General features: G+C 75.0%; 20 protein-coding genes. 9 read left to right on the top strand and 11 right to left on the bottom strand.

What is annotated here, in order from left to right; genetic code table 11:
* Positions 1-96: 96 nt before the first annotated feature.
* The gene (locus D7I43_RS20090) at positions 97-1,251 is read left to right on the top strand and encodes a GNAT family N-acetyltransferase (protein WP_120330078.1); all 1,155 of its coding nucleotides are present in this window, start codon (positions 97-99) and stop codon (positions 1,249-1,251) included.
* The gene (locus D7I43_RS20095) at positions 1,248-2,357 is read left to right on the top strand and encodes a GNAT family N-acetyltransferase (protein WP_120330079.1); all 1,110 of its coding nucleotides are present in this window, start codon (positions 1,248-1,250) and stop codon (positions 2,355-2,357) included. Before D7I43_RS20090 ends, D7I43_RS20095 begins: the two co-directional genes overlap by 4 nt.
* A 145-nt stretch (positions 2,358-2,502) precedes the next feature.
* Here D7I43_RS20095 and hpf read toward each other — a convergent pair whose 3' ends face one another.
* From hpf to mtrA, 5 genes are all read right to left on the bottom strand, one after another.
* Complete coding sequence (gene hpf, locus D7I43_RS20100; RefSeq protein WP_120330080.1) at positions 2,503-3,144, bottom strand: ribosome hibernation-promoting factor, HPF/YfiA family; 642 nt, start codon at positions 3,142-3,144, stop codon at positions 2,503-2,505.
* Positions 3,145-3,395: 251 nt separating this feature from the next.
* Positions 3,396-4,055 (bottom strand): ComF family protein, encoded by a 660-nt coding sequence (locus D7I43_RS20105; protein WP_120330125.1) that lies wholly within the window; start codon positions 4,053-4,055, stop codon positions 3,396-3,398.
* Positions 4,056-4,101: 46 nt separating this feature from the next.
* Entirely contained in the window at positions 4,102-5,910 is a 1,809-nt protein-coding gene (locus tag D7I43_RS20110; RefSeq protein WP_120330081.1) for an LpqB family beta-propeller domain-containing protein, read from the bottom strand.
* Complete coding sequence (gene mtrB / locus D7I43_RS20115) at positions 5,907-7,670, bottom strand: MtrAB system histidine kinase MtrB (protein WP_120330082.1); 1,764 nt, start codon at positions 7,668-7,670, stop codon at positions 5,907-5,909. The genes D7I43_RS20110 and mtrB overlap by 4 nt, the downstream gene beginning before the upstream one ends.
* Before the next feature lie 13 nt (positions 7,671-7,683).
* The gene (gene mtrA / locus D7I43_RS20120; RefSeq protein WP_120330083.1) at positions 7,684-8,373 is read right to left on the bottom strand and encodes an MtrAB system response regulator MtrA; all 690 of its coding nucleotides are present in this window, start codon (positions 8,371-8,373) and stop codon (positions 7,684-7,686) included.
* A 210-nt stretch (positions 8,374-8,583) separates the two neighbouring features.
* Between mtrA and D7I43_RS20125 the strand changes: the two genes are divergently transcribed.
* From D7I43_RS20125 to D7I43_RS20145, 5 genes are read left to right on the top strand one after another with little or no spacing between them, the layout of a single operon-like run.
* The gene (locus tag D7I43_RS20125) at positions 8,584-9,426 is read left to right on the top strand and encodes a hypothetical protein (protein ID WP_120330084.1); all 843 of its coding nucleotides are present in this window, start codon (positions 8,584-8,586) and stop codon (positions 9,424-9,426) included.
* A complete protein-coding gene (locus D7I43_RS20130) occupies positions 9,423-10,061 on the top strand; it encodes a DUF4129 domain-containing protein (protein WP_120330085.1) in 639 nt (212 codons plus the stop codon). Before D7I43_RS20125 ends, D7I43_RS20130 begins: the two co-directional genes overlap by 4 nt.
* Positions 10,058-11,494 carry a DUF4350 domain-containing protein gene (locus tag D7I43_RS20135; protein ID WP_192902205.1) on the top strand — a complete coding sequence of 479 codons (1,437 nt, stop codon included), beginning with the start codon at positions 10,058-10,060 and terminating at the stop codon, positions 11,492-11,494. Before D7I43_RS20130 ends, D7I43_RS20135 begins: the two co-directional genes overlap by 4 nt.
* Positions 11,491-12,483: an AAA family ATPase gene (locus tag D7I43_RS20140; protein WP_120330086.1), complete on the top strand. Its 993-nt coding sequence runs from the start codon at positions 11,491-11,493 to the stop codon at positions 12,481-12,483. Before D7I43_RS20135 ends, D7I43_RS20140 begins: the two co-directional genes overlap by 4 nt.
* On the top strand, positions 12,480-13,790 hold the full coding sequence (locus D7I43_RS20145; RefSeq protein ID WP_120330087.1) for a DUF58 domain-containing protein: 1,311 nt from the start codon (positions 12,480-12,482) through the stop codon (positions 13,788-13,790). The genes D7I43_RS20140 and D7I43_RS20145 overlap by 4 nt, the downstream gene beginning before the upstream one ends.
* Positions 13,791-13,829: 39 nt before the next feature.
* On the opposite strand, the gene D7I43_RS20150 is transcribed toward D7I43_RS20145, so the two are convergent.
* The gene (locus D7I43_RS20150; protein WP_240033052.1) at positions 13,830-14,837 is read right to left on the bottom strand and encodes a stage II sporulation protein M; all 1,008 of its coding nucleotides are present in this window, start codon (positions 14,835-14,837) and stop codon (positions 13,830-13,832) included.
* A gap of 33 nt (positions 14,838-14,870) precedes the next feature.
* On the opposite strand from D7I43_RS20150, the gene D7I43_RS20155 reads away from it, so the two are divergent.
* Together D7I43_RS20155 and D7I43_RS33095 are read left to right on the top strand one after the other, a co-directional pair.
* Positions 14,871-15,953, top strand: a complete 1,083-nt coding sequence (locus tag D7I43_RS20155; RefSeq protein WP_240033053.1) for an RDD family protein — start codon at positions 14,871-14,873, stop codon at positions 15,951-15,953.
* 117 nt (positions 15,954-16,070) lie between these two features.
* Positions 16,071-16,223 carry a hypothetical protein gene (locus tag D7I43_RS33095; RefSeq protein WP_192902206.1) on the top strand — a complete coding sequence of 51 codons (153 nt, stop codon included), beginning with the start codon at positions 16,071-16,073 and terminating at the stop codon, positions 16,221-16,223.
* A 138-nt stretch (positions 16,224-16,361) separates the two neighbouring features.
* Here D7I43_RS33095 and ahcY read toward each other — a convergent pair whose 3' ends face one another.
* The 5 genes from ahcY to D7I43_RS20185 all read right to left on the bottom strand — a co-directional run bounded on the left by ahcY (position 16,362) and on the right by D7I43_RS20185 (position 21,759).
* Positions 16,362-17,858, bottom strand: a complete 1,497-nt coding sequence (ahcY, locus tag D7I43_RS20165) for an adenosylhomocysteinase (RefSeq protein WP_120330089.1) — start codon at positions 17,856-17,858, stop codon at positions 16,362-16,364.
* A 289-nt stretch (positions 17,859-18,147) separates the two neighbouring features.
* Entirely contained in the window at positions 18,148-19,311 is a 1,164-nt protein-coding gene (manA, locus tag D7I43_RS20170) for a mannose-6-phosphate isomerase, class I (protein ID WP_120330090.1), read from the bottom strand.
* 3 nt (positions 19,312-19,314) lie between these two features.
* Positions 19,315-20,310 (bottom strand): cation diffusion facilitator family transporter, encoded by a 996-nt coding sequence (locus tag D7I43_RS20175; protein WP_120330091.1) that lies wholly within the window; start codon positions 20,308-20,310, stop codon positions 19,315-19,317.
* 70 nt (positions 20,311-20,380) lie between these two features.
* Positions 20,381-21,577, bottom strand: coding sequence for an SIS domain-containing protein (locus D7I43_RS20180; protein ID WP_120330092.1), 1,197 nt, complete (start codon positions 21,575-21,577; stop codon positions 20,381-20,383).
* Complete coding sequence (locus D7I43_RS20185; RefSeq protein WP_120330093.1) at positions 21,574-21,759, bottom strand: Trm112 family protein; 186 nt, start codon at positions 21,757-21,759, stop codon at positions 21,574-21,576. Before D7I43_RS20185 ends, D7I43_RS20180 begins: the two co-directional genes overlap by 4 nt.
* Between the last annotated feature and the right edge of the window lie 9 nt (positions 21,760-21,768).

Genomic DNA, 21,768 nt, shown 5'->3' on the forward strand with positions numbered 1-21,768 from the left:
GGACAGGAGTGGCAAAAAGGACGTAACGCTCAGACGGTTCGATGGTCGGGGGATATCCGGTTACGCCGTGGGCGAACGATCCGGCACGATGCTCGGGTGGAGCCCGTGGAGATCAGCGAGGACGACCTGCTGCTGCGCCCGTGGCGCGCCGAGGACGCCGAAGCCGTCCACCGCGCCTGCCAGGACCCGGACATCCAGCGCTGGACCACCGTACCCCGCCCATACCTGCCCGAGCACGCCAGGGAGTTCGTCACCGACGTGGCGCCCCGGGCCTGGGCCGAGGGCACCGGCGCCCCGTTCGCGGTCTGCGACGCCACCACCGGCGAACTGCTCGGCTCCTGCGGACTGGTCACCCTCGACGCCCGCCTCGGCAGCGCCGAGATCGGGTACTGGGCGGCCCCCTGGGCGCGCGGCCGGGGTGTCACGACGACGGCGACCCGCGCGGTGGCCCGGTGGGCGTTCGACGCGCTGAAACTGCGCCGGCTCGTCTGGCAGGCGGAGGTCGGCAACCACGCGTCCCGGCTGGTCGCGCTCCGGGCCGGGTTCCGCGTCGAGGGCCGCCTGCGGCTCGCCGACCCGGCTCCCGAGGGCCGGCCCGAGGGCTGGATCGGCTCCCTCCTGCCCGGCGAGGTGCCCGCACCGGGCACACCCGGCCCCGCCGGCCCCGGCAGCCTGGAGGCCCGCCGGGCCGCCGTTTTCGGACGGCCGCAGCCCGTGCTCTTCGCCACGGCCGGCGCCGCCGAACTACGGCTGCGCCCCATGGAGGAACGCGACCTCGACGCGGTCGTGCGGACCTGCCGCGACCCGGACACCCTCCGCTGGACCACCGTTCCCGACCCGTACGAGCGGTCGGACGCCGAGTCGTTCCTGGACTTCGTACGCGGCACCTGGGCCGCCGGCACCGGCGCCGCCTTCGTGATCGCCGACGCCGACGACCGCTACGCCGGCTCGATCGACCTGCGGCTCGCCGCCAGCGACCCGCTGCTGGCCGACGTCGGTTTCATGACGGCCCCGCACGCCCGCGGCCGGGGCTACATGCCGGCCGCGCTGACGGCGCTCTGCACCTGGGGTTTCACGACCCTCGGCCTGGCCCGGATCGAGTGGCGGGCGAACGTGGGCAACACCGCCTCCCGGCGCGTCGCCGAGAAGGCCGGCTTCACGGTGGAGGGCACGGCCCGGGGCGGCCTCACCCACCGCGGCGAGCGGATCGACGTCTGGGTGGGCGCGCTGCTCGCCGGGGACCTGACGTGACGCCGAAGATCGTCGAGGCGTACGGGGTGCGGCTGCGGCCGTTCCGCCTCGACGACACCGCCGACGTGGTGGCCGGCTGCGCCGACCCCCTGACCCGGCGCTTCATCTCGGGGATGCCCAGCCCGTACACCGAGGCCGACGCCCACTGGTGGATCACCGAGGGGGCGCCGGCCGCCTGGGCCGGCGGTGGCGCCGCGTACGCCGTCGCCGACCCCGCCACCGACCGGCTGCTCGGCGGGGTCGGGCTCAGCCAACCGGTGCCCACCCGCGGCCAGGCGGAGATCGGCTACTGGGTGACGCCGGCCGCGCGGGGGCGCGGGGTGGCGCAGGCCGCCACCCGGGCGCTCACGGAACACGCCTTCGCCACCGGGGTCGTCCGGCTGGAACTGCTCACCCACGAGGAGAACACGGCCAGCCAGCGGGTGGCGCTGGCCGTCGGTTTCCGGTTCGAGGGCGTACGCCGCGCCGCCAACCCGTCCCGGGGCGGCGGGCGGCACGACCTCCTGGCCTGGGTACGCCTCGCCGACGACCCGGCCGGCCCCACGCCGCGGCTGCTGCCCGACCTCCCGGGCGGCCACCTGACCGACGGGACGGTGACCCTGCGCCGGTTGGGCCCGGACGACGTGGACCTGATGTACGGGCTGCACACCCGGCCGGAGGTGGTGGCGAACCAGGCGCCCCCGGTGCCGCCGGACCGCGCCGCCATCGAGCGGCGGTGCCGCCTCGCGGAGAGCCAGTGGCTCACGGGCGACATCGCCCGGATGCTCATCCTGGACGCGGCCAGCGGCGACCCGGCCGGCAGCTGCGGACTGTCCCTGAGCGACGCGGCCGCCGGCGAGGGCACGATCGGGTACGCACTGCTGCCGCAGTGGCGGGGCCGCGGGTACGCCACCCGGGCCGTCCGGCTCCTCGCCGGCTGGGCCTTCGGGCCGGCCCGCCTCGCCCGCCTCGCGGCGGCCACCGTGCCCGACAACGTCCCGTCGCAGCGGGTGCTCGAGAACGTGGGCTTCCGTCGGGAGGGCCTCCTCCGCGGCCGGCTTCCCGGCCTGGCCGGCACCCGGCTCGACGACCTGGTCTTCGGCCTGCTGCCGGAGGAACTGCGCTGACGCTCTCCCCAGAGCCGCGCCGACGCGGTGCCGAAGGCCCGCTGGCATCGGGCTGGAAGCCGCGCTGCGCCGGGCCGGAAGCCACGCTGACGCTCACGGGACCAGGGAGCCGCGGACGGCGGCTCCCTGATCGCCGCGGCCCGGGTCAGATGGCCAGCGAGATGATGCCGTAGTCGTAGGCGCGGCGCCGGTACACCACGCTCGGACGGCCGGACTCCTTGTCGAGGAACAGGTAGAAGTCGTGGCCGACGAGCTCCATCTGGAACAGGGCGTCGTCGACGGTCATCGGCTCGGCGGTGTGCACCTTCTCCCGCGCGATGTGCCAGGGCTGGTCGTCGTACTCCTCCTCGGTGTCGACCCGCTCGGCCACGGCGGTGGCGGCGCGGCCGTTGTCGCTGAGCGCGCCCAGCGCGTCGGCCCCCAGGTCGGTGACCGGCAGGTCGGCGGTGGCGGCGGCGACGGAGAGGGGAGCGTGCCGGCCCCGGTGCACCCGGCGCCGGTCGGCCGCCCGGCGCAGTCGGGTGTCGAGCTTCGCGATGGCGGCGTCCAACGCGCTGTAGAAGTCGTTCGTGCAGGCCTCGGCGCGGATGACCGGGCCACGGGAGATGCAGGTGATCTCCACTCGCTGGCAGTGGTCGGCCTGGCGCGGGTTGCGTTCGTGGAACAGCTCCACGTCGACCCGAATGAGCTTGTGATCGTAGCGTTCGATCTTGGCGAGTTTCTCGGCTACGTGCACCCGGTAATGGTCCGGCACTTCGACGTTTCGGCCCTTGACCACGATGTCCACGTGACCTCCCTGGCTCGGACGGTCTTCGATCGGTTACCCGGTCGCTCGCCCCTAGGGATGAGGCCCCGCTCGGCGTACGACCGGTCAGTGCGGCTACGCCTCCTTTCACCGCCGGGAGCGGGTGGGTTGACCCTCCTACCCCCGACACCACGACGCTAACTCCTGTTCTCCAGGCAGTCACCTGTAGTCGCGAAGACCGCCATGTTTTTTCGCGAGTCGTACACGATCGGGGGGAACTGAAACACGAACGGTTACGACTGGTGCCGTTTCTCGGTCGCCGCGAGCACCGCGGCGACGGCCGGTGCACGCCCGGTGGCGGCCAGGACCCGGCTCACCGCCGCGAGGGTGACGCCCGTCGTGACGATGTCGTCGAGCACCACTGTCACGCCGTCGCCGGCCCGGTCGGCCCGCGGCCGGGCGCGGAACGCCGCCTCGGCCGCCGCGGCACGCCCGGCGCTGTCGAGCGTCAGCGAGTCCGGCCGGGGCAGCGCCCGCAGCGGCCGCAGCACCCGCACCGGCCAGCCGGCCGCGCGCAGCCGGTCGGCGCAGCGCCGGGCGAGCCGGTCCATGTGGTCGCCGTAGCGGGCACGGGCCGCCGCCGCGGTGTCGGGCACCGGGGCCAGCACCACGGGACGCACCGGGCCGACGGCCGCGGCCACCACCTCGGCGAGCAGCGCGCCCAGCGGCCGGGCCAGCCCGTGCCGGCCGTGTTCCTTGTACGCGAGCAGCGCCTCCCGCAGCGGACCGGCGTACGGGCCGAGGGCGACGCACGGGGGCAGACCCGGCGGGGCGGGCGTGGGCCGCACGGGCCGCGGGCGCAGCGCGTCGAGCGTCGCCGCGCACTCCGGGCAGACGCCGCGCCGCAGGCCGGGCCGGCGCTGCCGGCAACCCGCGCAGTCGGCGGGCAGCACCAGGTCGCCGAGGTCCGCCCAGAGCCCGCCGAGGACGCCCACGTCGTCAGTAGAGGAAGAAGGGGGCCGACGGGTTGCCGGGGCGCACCCCGGACGGCGGCGGCGTCACCAGACCCACCTCGCCGCGCTGGATCTGCTCGACCGGGCTGCCGCGGTACGCCACCCCGTTCGCCTCGTACATGAAGGCGCCGGACGGCACGGGAATCGTCGGGTTGACGGGGTAGGTCGACAGGTGGGTCACCTTGGCGCCGGTGTCGTCCTTCAACGGCGTCTGCACCGCGCCGTCCACGCTCACCTCGTAGATCGCCGGGCGGCCCGCCGACCCGGCCACGATGAGCCGGTTCTCGTCGCCCCAGTCCACCGCCGAGATACTCGTCAGGGACGTCGCCACCCGCCGCGGCGGCCCGACCGTCACCCCGCCGCCGGCGAGGTTGAGCGCCGCCACGTAGAGCAGCCCACCGACGACCACGGCGATCCGCTGCCCGTCGAGCGACGCGGCGACCGCGTTCACCGGCGCCGGGGGCAGGTTCAGCGCGATGGGGGTCATCTGCGCGTTCTGGTCGAACCGGTAGAGCCTGCCGCCGGCGACCACCAGGCCCCGCGGCTGCTCGGTACCGGCGGCACGCAGCCAGACGGGACGGCCGATCGCGGTGTGCACCGGCCCCTTCTTGAACGCCGTCACCGGGTCGGGTCCCGTGCCCACGCTGAGCCGTTGCCCGTCCGAGCCGGTCACGACGAGCGCCGCCAGGATCTTGCCGCCGCTGCGGGCGAGCCCGGCCGACACGACGTTCCGGTTCGCACCGGGGTCCAGCGGCACGGTGCCGCCGGGCTCACCGGCGATCTCCAGCGGGTGGACGGCCCCCTCGTACACGCAGTACCGCCGCGGCCCCTCCTGGAGGGTGTAGAGCGCCCGGGACCGCCGCTCGGCCAGATCCGCGACCACGATCGAGTTGTTGCGGACCTTCAACTCGAGCTTCCCGTCTAGGTCGGGAAGCGACCAGGCGAGCTGGGTGACGAACTGGTCGGCCCGGGTCCGGTCGTCGCCGGGCATGTCGAGGTTGACCTCCCAGCGACCGTTGCCGCCGGTGGCGTTGTTGATCAGCTCGGTCCGGTCGGGCAACCCCACGGCGCCGGTGCTGAGCCAGTCCGACGGGCCGTCGACCAGCCACTTCACCACCTCGTTGAGCCGCCGCTCGGTGGGCACGGTGAGCGGCAGGTACCGCTGGTCGGGGACCAGCCGCGTCCGGTCGGAGTTCCAGAAGTAGACCGCCTGGGGCTCGTAGTAGTCGCGCAGGGCGGTGTCGCTGAGCAGCAGCAGGTTCGGCGGATCGGTGATGTAGAAGCCCCCGCCGTCGTCGGCCGTGCCCGCCGGGGAGGCGCTGCGGAGCCCGAACTCGTACGTTGTCTCGGTGGAGACCGGCGGCACCAGCCTCCCGTCGGCCCGGAGGACCCCGACCTGCTGCACCGAGATGGTCACCGCCGCGCTGCGGTCGACGTTATTGGTGATCACCGGCGCGTCCGTGAGCCGCACCACGGTGAGTTCGACCTCGCTGCCCCGCTTGTCCTGCATCCGGCTCTTGAACTCCGGGGCGACGAACTGCTTCACCCGGTCGTACGCCCGGTCCGGCTCGCCGGCCGCCGCCGAGAGGAAGTCGCGGACGAACGCCTCCGAGTCCGTCCCGCTGTTCGACGGGGACGGCGGTTCCTTCGACCAGGCGCTGACCGAGCCGGCCTCGGTGGCCGGCTCCCGCCGCTCGTCGATCTGCACCTCGGAGCGCTCGGGGATGCCGCACCCGGTGAACGCGACGGTCGCCAGGGCCCCGCAGAGCACCCCCGCCACGACACGCACCCTCATGACGGCACCTCCGCACCCGCGGCGTCCGGCTCGCGCGCCGGCGCCGGGCCGATGGCCAGCGCGCCGCCGGGGGCCGGGCCGATCGTCAGCGGAGCCGCGTCGCCCGGGCCGCCGTACGGCAGGCGGGCGTCCTCGGGCACGAGGCGCAGCGGTGAGGTGGTCAGCCGGTCGCCGGCCCGGGCCGGCAGGGTGAGCCGGAACTGGGCGCCCTGGCCCGGGGCACCCCAGGCCTCCAGCCAGCCGCCGTGCAGCCGCGCGTCCTCCAGGCTGATCGACAGGCCGAGCCCGGTGCCGCCGGTCTGCCGTGCCCGGGACGGGTCGGCGCGCCAGAAGCGGTTGAACACGAGCTTCTCCTCGCCCGGCTTCAGACCCACCCCGTGGTCGCGTACGGTGATCGCCACCGCGGTCTCGTCCGCCCCCAGGCGGATCACCACGGGCCGGCCCTCGCCGTGCTCGACGGCGTTGCCGACGAGGTTGCGCAGCACCCTCTCGACCCGGCGCGGGTCCACCTCGGCGATCACCTCGTGCTCCGGCAGGTCCACCTCGATGGGCACGCCGACCCGCTCGGCCAGCCCGGTCAACCGCTCGACCACGCGGTGCACTATCGGCACGAGGTCGGTCGGCTCGGCGTCGAGCATCGCGAAGCCGGCGTCGAAACGGCTGATCTCCAGCAGGTCGGTGAGCAGTTCCTCGAACCGGTCCAGCTCGGCCTGGAGAAGTTCGGCGCTGCGGGCGACCGCCGGGTCGAACCCGTCCCGCTCGGCGAAGATCAGGTCCGCGGCCATCCGGACCGTGGTGAGCGGCGTCCGCAGCTCGTGCGACACGTCGGAGGTGAACCGGCGTTGCAGCCGGGACATCTCCTCCAGGCGCAGGATCTGCCGCTGGAGGTTCGTGGCCATCTGGTTGAACGACGCGGCCAGCAGTGCCAGGTCGTCCTCGCCGTTGACCACCATCCGCTGGTCGAGCAGGCCGGCGGAGAGGCGCTGGGCGGTGCGGGCGGCCACCCGTACGGGGGTGACCACCAGCCGGGTGACCAGCGCGGCGAGCAGCCCGAGCAGGACCACCAGGGCCACGCCGGTGGCCACGACCGTGGCCCGGGCGTCGGCCGCGGTGGCGTCCTGGCGGGCCAGCGGCACGAGGTAGTAGAGCTCGATCTGGCCGAACCGGGTCGGCACCGGCGAGCCGTACGCCAGGTACTTCGTCCGCTCGCCGGTCAGCCGGCCCGTGGCGATCTGGCTGGCCACGTTGCCGTCGGCGACCGCTTCCCGCAGCTCCGGGCTGATCAGCCGCTGCACGCCGTCGACCGCCGGCGCCGTCCGGCTCTGGATCACGGGGAAGTCCTGCGCGGTGATCACCACGACCACCCCGCTGGTCTGCTGCGGGTCGCCGCCGGCGAGGTAGTTGACCGTGCCCTCGATGGTCTCCTGGAGCTGGGCCTCCTGCGGCTGGTTGTAGAGGGCGACCTGCTTGGTCGCGTAGTCCGCGCCGCTCTCCAGCCGCAGCTTGACGTCGGTCTTGGCGCTCTCCAGCAGGATGCTGGTGATCTTGTCGGCGATCAGGTACGCGAAGCCGCCCACCAGCACGCTGGAGGCGACCAGCGTGATGGTGACGACCCGGAACTGGAGCGACCGCCGCCACGTGCGGTGCACACCCGCCGCCGTCCGCGCCACCCGCCCCGCGACCGCGCGCCACAGCTCGCGAGCGGCGCCGCGGGTGCGGGCCGTCGCGGTGTCGGGGGGCGGGAGCGGGGAGGAGGCCACAGTGCGCCCCAGGTTATCCGGTGCCCGCCTTGTAGCCCACGCCCCGCACGGTGAGGATGATTTCGGGTCGCTCCGGATCCGGCTCGATCTTGGCCCGCAGCCGCTGCACGTGCACGTTGACCAGCCGGGTGTCGGCGGCGTGCCGGTAGCCCCACACCTGCTCCAGCAGCACCTCACGGGTGAAGACCTGGCGCGGCTTGCGGGCGAGCGCGACCAGCAGGTCGAACTCCAGCGGCGTCAGCTTCACCTCCTCGCCGTTGCGGCTGACCGTGTGGGCCGGCACGTCGATGCTGATCTGGTTGCCGGGCGGCCCGATGGTCAGCATCTCCGGCGCCACGTCCTCGCCCCGGCGCAGCCGGGCCCGCATCCGGGCCACCAGCTCCTTGGGCTTGAACGGCTTGACGACGTAGTCGTCGGCCCCGGACTCCAGGCCGAGCACGACGTCGACGGTGTCGCTCTTGGCCGTGAGCATGACGATCGGCACGCCGGACTCGGCCCGGATCGCCCGGGCCACGTCGATACCGCTCATCCCGGGCAGCATGAGGTCGAGCAGGACGATGTCGGGCCGGTTGTCGCGGAACGCGGCGAGGGCGCGCTCACCGTCGGCGACGAAGGAGGGCAGGAATCCTTCGCTGCGCAGCACGATGCCGAGCATCTCGGCGAGCGCGGGGTCGTCGTCGACCACCAGTACCCGGGCTCTCATGGGATTAATCTTCCATCCCCATTCAGTGTCGGTGGGACCGGCGTCACCCGGCACGGTACCGCCGCGGCAAGCTTGCCACAGTCCTCCGCGGCACCGGGCGACCGCACGCCGGCACCGACCTGCGGGTCCACCGGATCGGCACCGGGCGTGACACCATGATCCCCGCGTGCGCCGTCGCGCGCCACCACCGTCCGTCCCCAGGGAGTACGCGTGCCCGACGTCGGCCCGATCGCCGTACTCCCCCGCCGCCCGCTCACCGTGGGCGAGCTGCTGGACTCGGCCGTGCTGCTCCTGCGCGAGCAGGCCCGCGTACTGCTGCCGCTCGCCGCCGTCCTCGCCGTGGGTGAGCAGTTGCTGCTGCTCCCGCTGCGGCTCGCCGCCGGCACGGCCCCGCCGGTGTGGTGGTGGTCGGACGGGTCCTTCGGCGCGTACTGGCTGCTGCTCGGCACCGGCGCGGCCACCGAGGCGACGATCGTCGCGCTGCTGGGCAACCCGGCCGCCCGCGCCGCCGGCGCGGCGCTGTTCGGGCGTACCGCCCGTCCCCGCGAGGTGCTCCGCCCGGTCGGCGGCAGGTGGGGGGCCGCCCTGCTGTACGCGGTCGCGGTGGGCGCCCTCATGTTCGCCGCGGCCCTCTGCGGGCCGGCCTGGTTCGTGGGCTTCGCGCTGCTCGGCGCCGTCGCGCCGGCGCTCGTGGTCGACCGGGTGGCGCTGCCACGCGTCCTGCCCCGGGCGGCCGCGCTGGCGACCCGCGACGGGGCGCGGGCCGGGCTGATCCGGCTGCTCGGCTACCTCGGCTGGTGGGTCCTGCGGGTCGGCCTGGCCAGCGGGATCATCCTCGGACTGCGCGGGACCGACCTCGTCGACGCCGACCGGGCCGTGCCAGCCGCCCTCCTGACCTGGGCGGCGGTGAACGCCGTCGCGTACCCGGCGCTGGCCTGCCTGGACGCCGTGCTGCACCTGGAGACCCGGATCCGCACCGAGGGGCTGGACATCCTGCTCGCCCGGGCGCCGGCCGGGACGCCCGCACCGGTCCTCCTGGCGGCGGAGCGATGACCGGTAGCCGGTGGTGGACGGAGACCACGGCGGCACTCGGCGACCGCGTACCGCTGTGGCTGGTCACGCTGCTGCTCGTCGCCCTCGCGGGCCTGGTCGCGGCGGCCTGGTACACGTTCCCCGCGTGGGTGCCGCGCCGGTTCCCCCGACCGCGGCTGCCCCGGCTGCGGCTGCGCTGGCCCCGCCTGCGGCTGCCCCACCTGCGCTGGCCTCGACTGCGACGCCGCCGGCGGGCCGCCGACGCGCCGGCGGCCGATCCGGCGCCCGTCGCGCCGGACGCACCGGCCACGCCGGCCACCGGGCATCTCCCGCTCGCCGACCGGTTGGCCGCCGACGGCCGGTACGCCGAGGCGGTCCGCGAGCGGCTGCGCGACATGATCCGCGAACTCGCCGTACGCCAGGTGGTCAACCCGCGCCCGGGCCTCACGGTGCGGGAGGTCGCCGCGACGGCGGCCCGGAACCGGCCACCCGCCGGCCCGCCGATGGCCGCCGCGGGCGAGCTCTTCTCCGAGCTCTGGTACGCCCAGCGGCCCGCCACCGCCGCGCACGACCGGCGGATGCGGGAGCTGGCCGACGAGCTGCACCGCGCGCTCCACGCCGTCGTACCCGGACAGGCCGGGCGGGAGGGACCGTGACCGCAGCCACGCACACCGCCGCCCCGCGCGCCGCCGCAGCGGACCGCGCCCGCGCGCCCCGCCGTCGGCGCCGCTGGCACCGCATCGTGATCCCGTTCGGGGTGGTCGCCGCGCTCGTCACGACCACCCTCGTCGCCCAGGCGCTGGACCGGCCGGACCCCGGCGATCCCGGTTACCTGTCGCCGGTCGAGACCGACGACCACGGCGCCAGCCGGCTCGCCGAGGCCCTCCGCCGGCGGGGCGTCACCGTGCAGCGGGAGACCGACACGGCCGCCGCACTGCGGGCCGCGCGCAGCGGGCCGGCCACCCTCTTCGTGCCGGCGCCGCAGCTGCTGCGCCCGCACACGCTGGCCCGGCTCGCCCACCTGCCCGGCGGGACCCGACTGGTGCTGGTCGACCCGTCCCGCCGGGTGCTCGTCGGCGTGGGCCTGCCGCTGACCCGCACCGACCGGCGGTGGGCCACCAGGGCGGTGGGTCCGGAGACCGCCGGCCGCCCCTGCCCGCTGGCCGAGCTGGCCCCCGTCCGGCGAGCGGCCGCCGAGCGCCAGCGGTACACCCCCGACGGGACGGCTCCCGTCGACCTCTGCTTCGCCGCGGGGCTCGCCCGGCTCCCCGGCGCGGGCGACACCCTCGTGGTCGGAGCCGACGACCCGTTCCGCAACGACCGGATCGGGGAACGGGACAACCAGGCCCTCGCCGTGGGCGTGCTCGCGGCGCACGGACGGGTCGTCTGGCTCGACCTGGCCGGCCCCGAACCGCCGCCGCCGTCGCCCAGCGGCGCCCCGCCGACCTGGCCGTCCCGCCCCGACGGTCCGCCCGGCGGCACCACGACACCCGACCCCGGCGCCACCGGCGGGGTCCGACCGGGCACGCCGGGCGACGGCGATCCCGGCGGCGGACGGCCACCACAGGGCTCGGCGGACGACGGCGAGAGGCCACCGAACCCGCTGTGGGGAGCGTTCCCGCCCTGGTTCTGGGCGCTGCTTGTGCAGCTCGCGCTGGCCCTGCTGGTCGCCGCGCTGTGGCGCGCCCGCCGGCTCGGGCCACCCGCCCCGGAGCCGCTGCCGGTGACCGTGCGCTCCGCCGAGACCGCGCTGGGCCGGGCCCGGCTCTACCAGCGGGCCGGTGCCCGCGGCCCGGCCGGCCGGACGCTGCGCGCGACCACCCTGGCCCGCCTGCTGCCCTGGCTGAACCTGCCAGCGGACACGCCATCGGAGCGGGTGGCCCGGGCCGTCGCCGCGCGTACGGGCGGCGACCCGGAGCAGATCGAGGACCTGCTGTACGGCGACGACCCCGACACCGACCAGGAGCTGCTGGACCTCGCCCGGTCACTGGACGCGCTCTCCCGTACCGTCGCGGCGTCCGCTCCGACGCAGGGGCGCCCCGCCGGCGCGCCCCCACCCCCCGACCCGACCGAAGGAGGAACCCGGTGACCCGACCCGCCGGAACCGCGGAACCGCCGACCACCGGCCCCGACGACGCGCGCGCCGCCCTGCTCCGGCTGCGGGCCGAGGTCGGCAAGGCGGTCGTCGGTCAGGACGCGGTGGTCACCGGGCTGGTGATCGCCCTGCTCTGCCGGGGGCACGTGCTGCTCGAGGGCGTACCGGGCGTCGCCAAGACTCTCCTGATCCGCACCGTGGCGACCGCGCTGGACCTGGACTCCAAGCGGGTGCAGTTCACCCCCGACCTGATGCCCGGCGACGTCACCGGCTCGCTGATCTTCGACCCGCACACCGCCGCGTTCACCTTCCGCGAGGGGCCCGTCTTCACCAACCTGCTGCTCGCCGACGAGATCAACCGCACGCCGCCGAAGACCCAGTCGGCGCTGCTGGAGGTCATGGAGGAGCGGCAGGTGTCGGTCGAGGGGGCCCGCCGCCCGCTGCCCGAGCCGTTCATCGTGGCCGCCACGCAGAACCCGATCGAGTACGAGGGCACCTACCCGCTGCCCGAGGCGCAACTGGACCGCTTCCTGCTCAAGCTCACCGTGCCGCTGCCGACCCGGGAGGAGGAACTCGGCGTGCTCCGGGCGCACCACGCCGGATTCGACCCCCGCGACCTGGCCGCGGCCGGCGTACGCCCGGTGGCGAGCGCCGCCGACCTGGCCGCCGCCCGGGCCGCCGTGGGCCGCGTGCACGTGGCCGATCCGCTCCTCGGCTACGTCGTCGACCTCTGCCGGGCCACGCGGATGACGCCGGCCCTCGAACTGGGCGCGTCGCCGCGGGGCGCGACCGCGCTGCTGAGCACCGCCAAGGCGTGGGCCTGGCTGGCGGGACGCGACCACGTGGTGCCCGACGACGTGAAGGCGGTGGCCCGGCCCACCCTGCGGCACCGGCTGCGGCTGCGGCCGGAGGTCGAGCTGGAGGGCGTGGGGGTGGACTCGGTGCTCGACACCGTCCTCGCCACCGTGCCGACTCCGCGATGACCTGGCGGGCGGCGCTGCTGCTGGCGGTGGGGGCGTCGACCCTGCCGCTGTGGCCGTCGCCGTTCGTGGGCGTCCTGGTGATGACCGGCGCCGTGCTGCTGCTGGTGCTCGTCGACCGGCTGCTCGCGGTGCCGCCGGCCGCGCTCACCGCCGACCGCGACGGCGACCGGACGGTCCGGCTCGGCGGCACGGCCACCGTCGTGCTCCGGCTCGGCAACACCTCCGGGCGTACGCTGCGCGCCCAGGTCCGCGACGCCTGGGTGCCGTCGGCCGGCGCCCGCCCCGACCTGCCCCCTGACCGGGTGCTGACGGTGCCCCCCGGTGACACCGTGCCGCTGCCCACCCGGCTCACCCCCACCCGGCGGGGCGACCGGCCGGCGGTGGCGGTGACCGTACGCTCCCTCGGGCCGCTGCGGCTGGCGTTCCGGCAGCGCTCCGGCCGTCCCGCCACACCACCGTGGACGCTGCGGGTGCTGCCGCGCTTCGACTCCCGCCGGCACCTGCCCGAGAAGCTGGCCCGGCTGCGGGTGATCGACGGGACCCAGGTCACCCGGGGGCGCGGCCAGGGCACCGAGTTCGACACGCTGCGCGAGTACGTGGTCGGCGACGACGTCCGGTCGATCGACTGGCGCGCCAGCGCCCGCCGGGCCGACGTGCTGGTGCGCACCTGGCGTCCCGAGCGGGACCGCCGGCTGGTGTGCGTGCTCGACACGGGCCGCACGTCCGCCGTACGGGTCGGCGACGAGCCCCGGCTGGACACGGCCATCGACGCCGCGCTGCTGCTCACCGCGCTGGCCGCCCGTGCCGGTGACCGGGTCGACCTGCTCGCCGCCGACACCGCGGTCCGCGCCGCCGTCACCGGGAGCGGCCGTCCGGCGCTGCTGCCCCGGCTGGTCCACGCGCTCGCCCCGCTCGAGCCGGCCCTCGTCGAGACCGACTTCGAGCTGATCGCCGGTGAGATCCTGCGCCGGCAGCGCCACCGCAGTCTGGTGGTGCTGTTCACGGCGCTGGAGCCGGGCGCGCTCGGCGAGGGCCTGCTTCCGGTGCTGCCCCGGCTGGCCGCCCGGCACCGGGTGCTCGTCGCCGCCAGCCACGACCCGGTGCTCGCGGCGATGACGACCGGCGCTCCGGCCCGGCCCGAGGACGCGTACGCGGCGGCGGCCGGGTGGCGGGCGCTGGCGGAGCGGGACCGCGTCCGGGCGGCGCTCACCCGGTACGGCGTGACCGTGGTGGACGCCCCGGCGGACGCGCTGGCCCCGACCGTGGCCGACACCTACCTACGCCTGAAGTCCCAAGCCCAACTCTGACCCCCGCCGGGCTCCGGGGTCGCGCCGTTGATCATGAGGTTAGCGCGCGCCGTCCCGGCGTGTCGCGACGACAACCTCATGATCAACCGGGTCGGGTGGGGCGGGCGTGGGGGTGGGGCGGCCGAGGATCAGGACGTACGCCAGGAAGCCGAGCCAGACGGCGACGCCGACGCCGACGCGGAGCGGAACCGGCACGGGGGCCGGGGTGACGAACGCCTCGACGAGGGCCGACACCGCGAAGAGCCCGACGAGACCGACCGCCACCGTGACGGCCGAACGACCGGCCCGTGCCACCGCCTGCCCCCGGGTCAGCTCGGCGGGCGGCGAGATCCACGCCCACGCGGTCCGCAGCCCCACCCCGGCGGCCACGAACACGCCGGTCAGCTCCAGCAGGCCGTGCGGGGTGATCAGCCCGAAGAAGACGTCCCCCCGGCCGTAGAAGACCATCACCCCACCGGTCACGCCGATGTTGAGCGCGTTCTCCCACAGCAGGTAGAACACCGGCACGACCAGCACCCCGGAGGCCAGGCACTGGGCGGCGAGCCAGGCGTTGTGTGTCCACAGTTGGAACGCGAACGTCGGCGCGGAGTACTCGGTGTAGTAGTCGGCGAAGCCGGAGTCGACCAGCTCGGTGGCGGCCTCCTCACCGACGAGCGCCGCGGCGGTGTCCGGGTTGCCGGCCACGAACCAGATCAGGAAGAAGCTGAGCAGGCTGAAGCCCGTGGCCACCGCGCACCACCAGGGCCAGGCCCGGCGTACGGCGCCCGGGAAGTCGGCGACCAGGAAGCGGCCGACCGCCGACCAGGACGGGCGGGGGCGGCCGGTGATGCGGGCCCGGGCGCGCAGCACCAGGTGGGAGAGCTGGCTGACCAGCGCCGGATCGGGCGAGCGGCTGCGCACCGTGGAGAGCTGCGTCGCCACGCGCTGGTAGAGGGCGATCAGTTCGTCGACCTCGGCGGCGTCGAGGCGGTCGCGCCGGCACAGGTCGTCGAGGCGCCGCCACTGCCCGCCGTGCTCCGCGACGTACGCGTCGAGATCCACGCCCACCCCCGTCCGGGGATCATAGTGTTCACTGTCGGGGTGAGCGCGCAACCACCGTCGCCGGCCCGCACCCGCACGGCCGGCCGCACCGCGGGCTGGGGCGACGCCGGGCTGGTCAGCGGCGAGGCCGTGGAGCTGGACGTCCGGGTCGCGCGGCTCGGTTCCCGGGTGCTGGCCCTGCTGCTGGACGTGCTGGCCCAGTTGGTGGTCGCGGCGGCGCTCGCCGTGCTGGTCGCGCTGCTCTTCGCGGCCCTGCCGTTCGAGGTGGTCGACGCGGCGCTCAACCGTGCCACGGGCACCGCCGCCATGGTCCTGGTGTTGGTCGGCTACCCGGTGTTCATGGAGCGGGTCGCCAACGGCCGGACGCTGGGCAAGATGGCGGTCGGCCTGCGCGTGGTGAGTGCCGACGGCGGGCCCGTCACGCTGCGACAGTCACTGACCCGCGCCCTCGTCGGCGTCGCCGTCGAGTGGCCCGGGCTCATCCTGCCGCTGCTCAGCTGGGCGGTCGGGGTGACGGTGATGCTCACCGACCGGCGGGGGCGGCGCCTCGGCGACCTGGTGGCCGGCACGCTGGTCGTGCACACCCGCACCGCCTCCACGTGGCGGCCGGTCCCGACCGCCGTGCCACCGCTGACCGGCTGGGCGTACACGCTGGACCTGACCCGGCTCGACGACGACCTGGCGCTGGCCGCCCGGACGTACCTGGCCCGTGTGCACCAGTTCGCGGAACCGGCGCGCTCCCGGCTGGCGCGCGGCCTCTGGGCCGAGGTCGCCGCGGTGACCACCCCGCCTCCGCCGCTGGCCGCGCCGGAGACCGTCTACCTGGCCGCCGTGCTCGGGGAACGGCACCGCCGGGCAATGGCGCGCCTGCACCGCACCCGGGCCACGGCGGCGGCGCTCTGGCCGGAGCTGACGCCCGGCGCCCGCACCGCACCGATCCGTCCGCCGGCGCCCGAGGCCATGCCGCAGCGCCGTCCCCCGGCCGTCCACCCGGCGACCGCCGCGCCGCCGCCGCCGCAGCCCGGCCCTCCGGTCGTACGCCCGGCGGCCGCCCCGCCGCCGCAGGCCGGCCCTCCGGTCGTACGCCCGGCGGCGGCGAGCGGGGAGCGACCGAGCGCCTGACCCGCGCCCCTGCACGGCGTGGCGCGGGTGTGGCAGGATCCGGCTCACCCCTACCGGAGGCAGGACGACCGTGCCCGACGAACCGCTCTCCCCCACCATCGCGCCGGGGCGGCGCCCGTGAGGGGCTTCGGGCCCTGGCTGGCGGTGCTGGCCACGGTCCTCCTGCTGAGCGCGCTGCGACTGCGGGCACTGGCCGCCGCCGTCTCGCTGGCCTGGCTCGCCTGGTGCGTGTGGACGTGGGTCCGCCCGCGCCGCCACGGCCAGGACTGACCGCCCGCCCTCACGAGCGCGTCCGGGGGGGCCGAGGCCGGGACAGGAAACCGCGCCACGACCAGGCCGGCGCCACGACCGGGCCGGGATGCGAAACCGGGCCGGCCACCACGGCCGACCCGGTTCGTGTTCGTTCGCTCAGTAGCGGTAGTGCTCCGGCTTGAACGGGCCCTCCACCGGCACGCCGAGGTAGGCGGCCTGCTCCTTGGTGAGCGTGCTCAGCTTGGCGCCGAGCGCGTCCAGGTGCAGCCGGGCCACCTTCTCGTCGAGGTGCTTCGGCAGGACGTAGACGCCGACCGGGTACTGGTCGGTCTTGGTGAACAGCTCGATCTGGGCGATCGTCTGGTTCGAGAACGAGTTCGACATGACGAAGCTCGGGTGGCCGGTCGCGTTGCCGAGGTTCAGCAGGCGCCCCTCGGAGAGCACGATGATCGCGTGGCCGTCGTCGAAGCGCCACAGGTCGACCTGCGGCTTGATGTTCTCCCGCCGGACGTCCGGACGCTTGGCGAGGCCGGCCATGTCGATCTCGTTGTCGAAGTGGCCGATGTTGCCGACGATGGCCTGGTGCTTCATCCGGGCCATGTGCTCGTGCGTGATGACGTTGAAGCAGCCGGTGGCCGTGACGAAGATGTCGGCCTGCTCCACCACGTCGTCCAGGGTGGAGACCTGGTAGCCGTCCATCGCCGCCTGGAGGGCGCAGATCGGGTCGACCTCGGTCACCACGACCCGGGCACCCTGGCCGCGCAGCGACTCGGCGCAGCCCTTGCCCACGTCGCCGTAGCCCATGACGACGGCCATCTTGCCGCCGATGAGCACGTCGGTGGCCCGGTTGATGCCGTCGATGAGGGAGTGGCGGCAGCCGTACTTGTTGTCGAACTTGCTCTTGGTCACCGAGTCGTTCACGTTGATGGCCGGGAAGAGCAGGGTGCCCTCGCGCTGCATCTCGTAGAGACGGTGGACGCCCGTGGTGGTCTCCTCGGTGACACCCTTGATGCCGGCGGCGATCCGCGTCCAGCGCTGGGCGTCCTCGGCGAGCGAACGGTGCAGCAGCCCGAGGATGACCGCGTACTCCGCGGAGTCCGCGGACTCGACCGGGGGCACCGCGCCGGCCTTCTCGAACTCCACACCCTTGTGCACGAGCAGCGTGGCGTCGCCGCCGTCGTCGAGGATCATGTTGGGGCCCTGCCCGTCGGGCCAGGTGAGCACCTGCTCGGTGCACCACCAGTACTCCTCCAGCGTCTCGCCCTTCCAGGCGTAGACGGGGACGCCGGCCGGCGCGTCGGGGGTGCCGTTCGGGCCCACCACGATCGCCGCGGCGGCGTGGTCCTGGGTGGAGAAGATGTTGCAGGACGCCCAGCGGACCTGCGCGCCGAGCGCCACGAGGGTCTCGATGAGCACCGCGGTCTGGATGGTCATGTGCAGCGACCCGGTGATCCGGGCGCCGGCCAGCGGCTGTGCGTCGGCGTACTCGCGGCGGAGTGCCATGAGGCCGGGCATCTCGTGCTCGGCGAGCTGGATCTCCTTGCGCCCGAACTCGGCGAGCGACAGATCCGCCACCTTGTAGTCGCCCTCGGCGACGCTGGTCGGCCGGGCCTCGGACGGCGTCCCACTGGACGCCGGGAGGGTGCTGGTCATGGAAGCTCCTGTCGGACGATGTGCTGCGCGACCCTCCACCTTACGCGCGCCGGGGATCGGGCGCGGACGGGCGGCCGACAGCCGGGGAACCCGGACAGCGCACGGGGCGGTCGGTCGTGAACGGACTTTCCGTCCACCAGCCGGCCGCCCCGTGCATCCCCCCGGTTTGGTTCCCCGCGCGTTCTCGGACCGTCGTCGCGATAACGCTGCGTACCCATAGAGTCACACTGCGCTAGCAGCGCGTCAAGCTATTCCGGGAAAGTCGGACTTGCGGATTTGTGGCCGCCCGTCAGCGCAGGCCGGACGAGGCGACGTACGCCTCACCGGACCCGCTGATCCGCAGCGGCCCACCGGCCGCCGTGCCGACGGCCGCCTGACCACGGTCGAGCGTGAGCACGCCCGTGCCGTCGTCCACGGTGACCGCGCCGGACACGCAGAGCACCACCCGCGGGCCGATCACCGGCAGTTCCGCCGCGGGCACCTCGCCGCCCACGGTGACCCGGTACAGCGCGAAGTCGTCCACCGGCACCGGCCAGCAGTCCACACCCGGGCCCACCGGCCGCGCACGGCACACCGGCTCGTCCAGCACCTCGAAGCGCAGCACGCGCAGCAGTTCGTCGACGTCCACCCGCTTCGGGGTGAGCCCGCCGCGCAGCACGTTGTCGCTCGCCGCCATAATCTCCACGCCGCACCCGCGCAGGTACGCGTGCAGGTTGCCGGCCGGCATCCAGATCGCCTCACCGGGCACGAGCCGGACGTGGTTCAGCAGCAACGCGACGAGCACGCCCGGGTCGGCCGGGTACGCGGCCGCGAGCGCCCGCGCCAGCTCCGCGTCCGGGCCGTCGGCCGGCGCGGCCACCACGGCCGCCACCAGCCCGGCCCGCTCCTCGGCCGGCCAGGTCAACAGCGTGCGGACCGCCGTGCGCAGGCCCGCCGGACCGGTCCGCAGCGCCGCCACGACCGGCTCCAGCGCCGGTACGCCGAACGCGGCGAGCGCCCGCGCGGACGCCGCCGGGTCCCGGAAGCCGCAGAGCGCCTCGAACGGGGAGAGCGCGACCAGCAGCTCGGGCTTGTGGTACGGGTCGACGTAGTTGCGCTCCCCGGCGGGACGCGCCTCGTCGGTCGCGTACCCGGCACGGGCCTGCTTCGCGTCGGGGTGCGCCTGGAGGCTGAGCGGGGCGTCCGCGGCGAGCACCTTGAGCAGGAACGGCAGCCGCGCGCCGAACCGGTTGACCACCTGACGACCGAGCCAGCGCTCCGGCTCGGCGGTCAGCTCGTCGAGCAGGCTGACCCGGGCGCCGTCCCGCTCCACGGCGGCGGGAGCGCCCGGATGGGCGCCGAGCCAGAGTTCCGCCTCGGGGCCCTCGCTCGGCACCGGACGGCCCTGCAGGGCCGCGATCGCCGAACGGGACCCCCAGGCGTAGTCACGGACGGGTCCGTACAACAGTTCCACGTGTCAGCTCCCCGGACGCCCGGCCACCTCGTCCGACTCGGGTACGGCGGTGTGCGCCGCGGATCCGGTGCCCGCCCGGTCGGCGGCGGCGCTGTAGATGTCCGGTTCCAGGTAGATGACCCGGGCGATGGGGACGGCCGCCCGGATACGCGCCTCGACGGCATTGATGCCGCGCGCCACCTCCTCGGCGGTCTCGCACGCCGGCACGCCGATCTTCGCGGCCACCATCAGCTCCTCGGGGCCGAGGTAGAGCGTCTTCATGTGGATGATGCGCTCCACCTCCGGGCCGTCCGTCACGGCCCGCTCGATGGCCGCCACCTCGTGCGACTCCGCGCCCTCGCCCAGCAGCAGGCTCTTCGTCTCGATGGCCAGCACGATGGCGATGGCCACCAGAAGGACACCGATCATGCCGCTGCCCACGGCGTCCCACCGGCCGTTACCGGTGGCCAGCGTCATGCCGACGCCGAAGAGCGCGAACACCAGACCGACCAGGGCGCCGAAGTCCTCCAGCAGCACCACCGGCAGCTCGGGCGCCTTGGCCCGGCGGATGAAGCGCACCCACGACTGCTTGCCCCGGGTCTGGTTGGACTCCTTGATCGCCGTACGGAAGGAGAAGCTCTCCATGATGATGGCGATGACCAGCACGGTCACCGGAACCCACTGGTGTTCGGTGATCCCGTGCGGGTCGAAGAACTTGTGGTACGCCTCGTACAGCGCGAAGAGACCACCGACGCTGAACAGCACGATGGCCACGATGAACGCGTAGATGTAGCGCTCGCGGCCGTAGCCGAACGGGTGCTGCGGGGTGGCCGCCCGCTTCGCCCGCCGCCCGCCGAGCAGCAGCAGCCCCTGGTTGCCCGAGTCGGCCACCGAGTGGATCGACTCCGCCAGCATCGACGACGAGCCGGTCAGCAGGAACGCGATGAACTTCGTGACGGCGATGCCGATGTTGGCCAGCAGGGCGGCGATGATCGCCTTCGTCCCGCCGTTCGCGCTCACGCCGCCCCTCCGCTCCGCCGCCGCGCGAGGCCGCCGGACGCGGGGGTCCCGCGCCGGCCACAACGTCCGATCACTGGTTCGACAGCTCCTTCATCTCGGTGATGGCGGGCACCGCCATCGGGTCCAGCCCGTGGGCCAGAGCAAGGTAGATCGACGCGAAGTCCGGCACCGCGGTCAGGGAGGCGAGCCGCTCCAGGGCGGAGCCGCCCTCGGCGGTCACCACGTCGCAGCGCACGCCCCGGCGCTCGGCCAGCGTCTGCACCGCCTCGGCGCGGCGCTCCTCGACGGCCAGGGGCTCGTCGGCGTCGTCCTCGGCGTTGAGCCCGCCGTCGCGCAGCAGCACGAGGCGCAGCCGGGTCGCGTCGCCGCCGGTCTCGTCCGGGTCGGCGAAGATGTCCCGCTCCCCCTCGACCAGCCCGCCGAAGACGCCGTCGAGCAGACCGACGCGGCCGCGACCGGCCTCGCCCAGCGCCCCGGTCACCACCGGGTAGCGGGCGTTGGCCGACAGGGTGTCGCCGAACCGCCGGGCCGCGACGGTCGCCAGCGGCGACGAGCCCCAGACGATCGGGATCGAACCGGCCAGCCCGAGGGCCAGCGACTTCGCCGGGTTGACGAACGACTCCGCGGTGGGCCGGCAGCGGTCGGCGTCCGCGTCGAGCCGGGCCGCGGTCTCGGCCAGGTCCGCCTCGTTGACCTTGACGAGCCCGAGCGTACGGGCGGCGAGCAGCACGGGGACGGTGAGCGCCCACAGGCTGGCCCGGGCCGGGGCGCGCCGCGGCACGGGGATGAACGGCGCGCGGGCGCGTTCGGCGACCGACTGGAGTTGCGAGTCGGGCGCGCCGACCGCCACCAGGCGGGCGCCCCGCCGGTGGGCGGCCTCGGCGGCGCCGAGCGCCTCGGGGCTGCGGCCGGAGGCGCTCACCGCGATGACCACGTCGGCGGCGCCCACCCAGCCCGGCACGCCGGCGCTGCGGTGCGCGATGACCGGCACCGGGCAGCGGGGCCCGGCGACCGTGGCGAGCACGTCGCCGGTGCGGCCGGCCGTACCGATGCCGGCGATCACCACCGCCCGCGGCCGGCCCTCGTCGGCGAGCACCGACAGGTTCGCCTCGGCGGCCAGCGCCGCCGACTCGCGTACCTGCGCTCCGGCGGAGGCGGTGTGCCGCAGCATGCCGCCCGGGTCACGCTCGGCGAGCGCGTCGGCGTCGTCGAGCAGGGCCTCGTCGGCCTCCCGGTGACCACTGACCCCGGCCGTACCGTCGATCATGACGGCTGCCCCGGGCCGCCGCGCGCCTCGTCCAGCAGCAGCACCGGCACGTCGTCGCGGACCTCGAAGATCCGGCCGCACTCGGTGCAGGTCAGCGTCTGCGCCTGCGCGTCGTAGTCGAGGGGTGCGTGGTGTGTGTCCGGACAGGCGAGTATCTCGAGCAACTGCGGATCCAGGGCCACGGCGCGGCT

Source organism: Micromonospora globbae (assembly GCF_003610785.1).
Lineage (GTDB): Bacteria > Actinomycetota > Actinomycetes > Mycobacteriales > Micromonosporaceae > Micromonospora > Micromonospora globbae.